Source organism: Streptomyces sp. adm13(2018), from assembly GCF_008042145.1.
In the GTDB taxonomy this organism is placed as follows: domain Bacteria; phylum Actinomycetota; class Actinomycetes; order Streptomycetales; family Streptomycetaceae; genus Streptomyces.
Map to the genome: position 1 here is coordinate 9,581 of NZ_RDBH01000077.1, position 6,190 is coordinate 15,770.

A 6,190-nucleotide genomic window follows, 5' to 3' on the forward strand; every position below is an offset into this window, starting at 1 on the left:
CGGTCGTAGGGGTCGTCGCGGTCGTACCGGTCGTTGCGCTCGTAGGCGTCGCCCCTGCCGTACGCGTCGCCGTCCTCGTACCGGTCGTGCCCGTCGTCGTGGCGGTCGTCGTACCGGTCCCGCGGGCGGCCCCGGTCCCGGCCGGCGTCGCGGTCGTCGCCGTCGCGGCCCCGGTCGCGCGCCCTGCCCCGCTCGCGTTCCCGCTCCGAGCCGGACTCGACGCGGGTCGGCTCGTAGACCCGGGTCCCGTCCGGGGCCGGCGGCTCGGCGCGGTCCCGGTCCTCGTCCCAGTCGGGGCGGTACGGCTCCGGTACGGCGTCCTCCAGGGCGAGGCGGCGCGGCCCGGGGTCGCCCGAGGGGTTGAGCACCCGGTTGGTGATGCCGTCGAGGACGGTGCCGGTCTGGGTGCGCAGGTACATGAGCACCTGGTACATCTGCTCGCCGATGTCGTGCCGTTCGAGGACCCCGGTGTCGAGGAGCCGGTTGAAGACGGCCAGGTAGTCCTCCTGGCCCTCGCGCCGCTCGCGCTGGAGCTGGGTGCGGATCTCCCACTGCTTGTCGGGGTGCATGGCCATCTGGTGGGCGATCTGGGCGGCGTCCCCGCGCTGGAAGAGGGACTCCAGCTCCCGGGCGCGGTCGGCGATCAGGGCGCGGTCGGCGGCGTCCCGGCGGCGCTCGGCCTCGGCGGCGCGCTCGTCGGCCTCCATGGTGACGCCGATCCGGTCCCGGCGCGAGACCTCGGCCTTGACGGAGTCGTCGAGGTCGACGAAGACGTGGACCCGGGTCCGCAGCCCCATGTCCGCGCCGAACCGGAGGCGTCCCGTCTCCAGTTCCTCGCGCACGGCCTCGTCGGCGCGCTGCGCCTCGGTGATCCGGAACCGCCGGGAGATCCGGCGCAGCCCGTCGAGGAGTTCGTCGTGCAGCAGCTCGGCGACGTCCTCGACCTGTTCCCGGACGACGAGATGGGGGTCCTCCACCACCCACTGGACCCTGGCGAGGGCCTCGAAGAAGACGCCGTCGCCGGCGGCGGGCAGCTGGAGCCTGAACTCGGTCACGTTACGCCCGAGTTGCACTTCGAAGATGGTGTAGGCGGAGCCGATCAGGGGCTTGTTGACGTCCTCCACACGGTCCGGCCAGACGATCCGGTGGCCGCCGTTGCGGTAGAGGAGCACGGCGGCGACCTTGCCGCTCCGGCGGCGGTKCGGGTCCTCGTCGCGGTCCATGGCCGTGCCCTCGTCCTCGTTCGTGTCCTCGTCCCGGCGGCCGGCCCGCCGGCTGTCGCCTTGGCCGTCGTACCGGCGCCCGCCGCCCCGCGGCCGGTCGCCCTGCTGCTCCCAGGGCCGCTGCCGCTCCCGGTCGTCCCGGTCGCGGCCGTCCCGGGCCCGCTCGGCCCTGCCCCGCTCGTCGCGGGCCCGTTCGTCCCCGCCGCGCCCGTCCGCGCCCCGCTCGTCCCGTCCCCGGCCGTCGCGGCCGTCCTCCGCGCGGTCGCGGTCGATCCAGCGCGTCCGCTCGTCGGACCGCGCGTTCCCGTCCTGCTCGGGCCCGGTCATCGGTTCACTCCTTCCGTCACGGCGTCCCACATCCGGCGCGCCGCGCCTCTGTCCAGGGGCCGGTCACGGTCCCGGACCAGTTCGTTCAGCAAGCCCCGCAGCCGGTCGCGGTCGCGCCGGTCCACCGCGAGCCGCGGCAGGAAGGCGCAGACGTACCGGAGCGACTCCGGGTCCTTCGCGGCCCGCCGGAGCATCCCGCCGAGCGCCTCAAGGGCCGACTCGCCCGAGCGGGCCGTGACGAGCGTGGACCGCAGCAGCGCCGCAAGGTCGGCGGCGAGCTCGGGCCGGGTCGCGAGCAGGGCGACCAGCAGCGGGCGGGCCGCGTGGCCCTCCAGCTCCGGGACCTCCCGCAGCCCCCACAGATGGGTGGTCCGGGTGCTCAGGGCCCGGATGACGGTGAGGTGGACGAGGTTGGCGAGATTGAGCCGGCCGTCCTCCAGCCACTGCCGGAGCCTCCGCAGCACGGGCTCGGGTTCGCCGCAGGCGAGCAGCCGCGCCACGCTGAACGCGGCGGGTACGAGGACGTCCACGTCGCTCGCCTCGCGGGTCCTGACGACCCGGGCGATCGCGTCGAGCGAACCGGGGACGGTGCCGGCGGCCAGCACGTAGCCGTGGGTGAGCAGCGCGGTCCAGACCAGCAACTCCTGGTCGGAGGAGGCCCAGTTCTTCAGGACGTCGGCGACCGCGGGCCGGACGCGCGGGTCGCGCGCGGACTCGGCGAGCGCGGTCGCGGCCGCCATGCGAGCCACCGCGTCGTCGGTCACGGCGAGGGGGACCACCAGCTCCCGGAAGCCGTGGATCCAGTCCCAGGAGCAGAGGACACCGGCCGCGATGGACGCCCGCACCCACACCTCGGGGCGCGGGTCGTCGCAGAGCGCGCGCAGCCAACGGGCCACCGGGCCGCGGACGTTGTGGTAGCCGTGCCAGATCTCGCCGAGGACGGCGCCGGCCAGCGCCTCGCCCTGGAAGCGGACGGCCCGCACGGGGACCGTGGCCGGGCCGAGGTCCAGCTCGCCGTCCTCCAGGACGGCCCGCGCCTGCACCGGCCGGTGCTCGGCGTGCGTCCCGAACAGGCGTCGGCCCGGAGGGTGTTCGGGGTCGAGGGTGACCGCGAGTTCCCAGGCGAGGAGTTCGGCGGCCTCGGCGGCGAGGCTGTACGCGGATCCGTCGAAGACGGCGACCGCGATGCGGAACGCCCCGACGCCCAGGGCCGGGAGGGCCTCGGGGACCGCGCCCGGACGATCGGCGCCGGCGAACCACTCGCGGGCCTGGGAGCGTACGAAGGAGGCGCACTCGGCGAGGAGTTCCTCGTCCGTCACCTCGCCGCGCCAGTGCCGGGCGAGGTGGTCGGCGAGCCGGGCCGCCTCGCGGGGCCGCAGCTCCTCCAGGCCGAGGGCCTCGGCGACGTCCTGCCGCGCGCCGCGCGCCCGGGCGTCGCCGAGGGCCTGGTCGGACTCGGCGCGCAGCTCGTTCCAGAGGTGCCGGTGGAGGACCTCGTCGGCCGGGGGCGGCGCGCAGTACATCCCGTACCGGCCGCGCAGCAGGCGGTCGGCGAGTTCCCCGTTCTCGACGAGGACGACCCCGTACGCGTCCCGGCCGCGCAGCAGTTCGCCGAAGCGGTCGAGGTGCAGTTCGGACAGCCGGGTGGCGGGGCGCCGGACGGCGGTGTGCTCGCCCCGGCCGGAGCGGGCGGCGCGCGGCTCGCCCTCGGACTCGCGCACGTCCTCGGGGCGGAGCTCCAGGAGGTGGCCGCCGGCCTCCTGGAGGGCCTCCTCGGTGATCTCGTCGACGCCGTGGCGGGGGTCGAGCCGGAAGACCTTGCCGCCGGTCAGCTCGTCGAGGAGGGCGAGCGCGGTGGCCTTGCGGCCGCTGCCGGGTTCGCCGCAGAGGACGAGGACCCGGTGGTCGCGGAGCCGGTCCCGCATCCGCCGGTAGCCGGCGGTGGCGCAGTACACCCGGCCGAGGTGGTCGAGCGTCTCGGGCGGGACGGGCCCCTGGACGAAGTGCGCGGTGCGGTCGGAGCCGTACAGGGCGAAGATCTGGTTGCCCTCGAAGACGGTGCCGTCGCCGTGGATGGTGGTGGTGCGGTCGGCGGCGCCGGCCGCCCAGGTCTGGACGGCCCGGCGTGCCGTGGCGGCCCCGCCGGTCTCGCTCTCGCCGCCGAGCGGGCCGCGGTCGGCGGCGGCGAAGACGCTCGGCTCGCGGGTCTGCTCGGGGCCGTCCCCCCGCTCGGAGCCACCAGCCCGGTCCCGGTCGCGGTCGCGGTCGGAGCCACGGTCGGATGCGCGGCCACCACGGTCGGTGCCCCGGTCGGAACCGCGACCGCCGCGGTCCGAGCCCCGGTCGCCGCCCCGGTCCGGCGGGTCGGACCGGTCTCCGTGGCCGTGGCCGCCGTCCGCCGGGTCGCCCTGCGGCGCGCCGTCGTCCTGGTCGCTCACTCCGGTTCACCCGCGCCGGTGGCCGCACCGGCGCCCGCCCCCGTATCGGAGGGGGCGGGGCCGGTGCCACGGCCGGAGTCCTTGCGGATTCCGGTGAACCCGCCGTGGATGGTGTTCCCGTGGACGTCGAGGAGGTCGCCCCCGACGTGGTACGCGCGGTTCCCGCCCACGGGCCGGGGCGTTGGGCCGTCCCCCCGCGACGGCCCAACGCACGTCGAGGAGGTCGCCCCCGACGTGGTACGCGCGGTTCCCGCCCACGGGCCGGGGCGTTGGGCCGTCCCCCCGCGACGGCCCAACGCGCTCCGCCGCTGATCGGGCGGCGCCTCCCCCTCCGGCGGCAGCTCCCCGTCCCGCCCGATCAGCGGCGGAGCGGGCCTGCGCGGTACGTGGAACCAGGCGGCCTCGTCGGTCTCCTTGGACCGGATGCGGGCCGACCGGTAGTGGTCGGGCTCGACGTACCGCCCGCCCTCGGCGACCACGTTCCCGTACAGCCAGTCGGAGACGACGACCACGAGGTCGATCTCCGGGGTCTCGTTCATGATCCGCTTGGCAGGGGCGCTGTCGCAGAGCCGGGCGGCGAGGTCCACCGCGCGTCCGACGAGCCCGTGCCGGTCCTGCGCGACGAGTCCGGCGTTCATCCCGATCCGCAGCCGCAGCGGCCTCGCCCGGCCGCGGTTGTGGGTGCGCAGGCTCTCGTACAGCGTGTCGATCCACCGGCCGACCATCAGGGTCGGCGGCACGTCGGGGCGCAGTGCGGCGAGGATGCCGTCGCCCCGGTCCTCCTGGTGGAAGGTGCCGGGCTCGACGCCGACGGAGCTGTACGCGTCGTCGAACGCGGCGTACATGGCCGCCCTCTGGTGCTTCTTCTCGGCCAGGTCGAGCGTCCCGGAGCCGCAGATGTCGCCGAAGACGACGAACCGGTGGATGCCGCCCGCTTGCCCGCCCACTTCCCCGTTCACTCCCGCACTGCTCACTCTCGGACTCCCTGTGTGCTGCCCCGGTGCCGTTGGTGCCGTGGTGGTGCGTGTCCAGACTGGCCGCCTTCCGCGACCGGCGATGTAGCCGTTTACACACCCGGCGGGGATTCGTCCGCCGGTTCTCCGCCGGGGCGTGCGCGCCCCTCCGCGAGCAGCACCAGGACCCGCATGTCGATCACGACGACGGTGCGGTTCGCGGTGCGGACCACGTCCTGCTCCCGCAGCAGGCGGAGCGCCTTGGCCACCGCCTCCCGGGTCGCCCCGATGGCCGCCGCCAGGTCGTGCTGCGGCAGCGGGAGTTCGAGCACGGTCCCCGTCTCGGCCTGCCGTCCGGCGCGCTCGGCGAGTTCGACGAGTCGGGCCGCGAGGCGCTGCAGGACGGTCTCGGAGGCGAGCGCGCGGCGTTCGACGTCGGCGCTGCGCAGCCGGGTCGCGAGCTGGCGCATGATCAGCGAGGTGGCGTGCGGGCGGGCGGCGAGGAACCCGCGGAACCGGTCGGCGGAGATCGCCACCGCCTCGACCCGGCCCAGCGCGGTGACGCTCGCGCTGCGGGGACGCCGGTCGACCGCGGCGAGGTCGCCCACGACCTCGCCGGCGCCGCGGAGGGCGAGGATGAGCCGCGAGCCGCGCTCGGTACCCACGGAGACGACGGACCAGCCGGAGAGCAGCGCGAGGACGAAGGCGCTGTCGTCGCGTTCGCGGATCATCACCTCCCCGGGTTCGTAGGCGCGCCGGGCGCCCTCGGCGAGCAGGGACCGCCGGTCGGCGGCGGGAAGGGCGTGGAGGAAGGAGCGGTCCTGGCCGAAGAGACTCACCGCCCGCTCACCCCCGTACCGTTCTCGGGCCCTCCGGGGAAGACCGGCCGCCGGTGATCGACCGGCGTGTTCGTGTGCGTGTTCCCACCTCAAGTGACCTGTCTCGTCACAGTGCTGACGCTGTGTCACGTCATGGGGTGAAGAACGCTAGAGGGTGCGGAAGAAACGCGTCAACAGGCACGGGGGGCGCAGGGGAGCGCCGCACCCGGCACCCCTGCGCCCCCTGCCGGGACGGGGCGGAGACCCGGCGAAGACGCTGCGAAGGCCCTGCGGAGGCGGTGTGCGGACATGCCGAAGCCCTCGCGGATCGGCGTCCTGGTGGGGACGGGATCCGCGAGGGSTTCGGCATGTCCGCACACCGCCTCCGCAGGGCCTTCGCAGCGTCTTCGCCGGGTCTCCGCCCCGTCCCG

4 protein-coding genes are annotated in these 6,190 nt (G+C 75.6%); all 4 read right to left on the bottom strand.

What is annotated here, in order from left to right:
* Nucleotides 1-1,550, bottom strand: a 1,550-nt coding sequence (locus tag EAO70_RS06650; RefSeq protein WP_148002081.1) for a hypothetical protein, incomplete at its 3' end; no start/stop codon positions are given.
* Complete coding sequence (locus tag EAO70_RS06655) at nt 1,547-3,988, bottom strand: hypothetical protein (RefSeq protein WP_148002078.1); 2,442 nt, start codon at nt 3,986-3,988, stop codon at nt 1,547-1,549. The genes EAO70_RS06655 and EAO70_RS06650, both read right to left, overlap by 4 nt.
* A complete protein-coding gene (locus EAO70_RS06660) occupies nt 3,985-4,962 on the bottom strand; it encodes a hypothetical protein (RefSeq protein WP_261992711.1) in 978 nt (325 codons plus the stop codon). The genes EAO70_RS06655 and EAO70_RS06660 overlap by 4 nt, the downstream gene beginning before the upstream one ends.
* A gap of 92 nt (nt 4,963-5,054) precedes the next feature.
* Entirely contained in the window at nt 5,055-5,780 is a 726-nt protein-coding gene (locus EAO70_RS06665; RefSeq protein ID WP_148002079.1) for a Crp/Fnr family transcriptional regulator, read from the bottom strand.
* Nucleotides 5,781-6,190 lie beyond the last annotated feature (410 nt).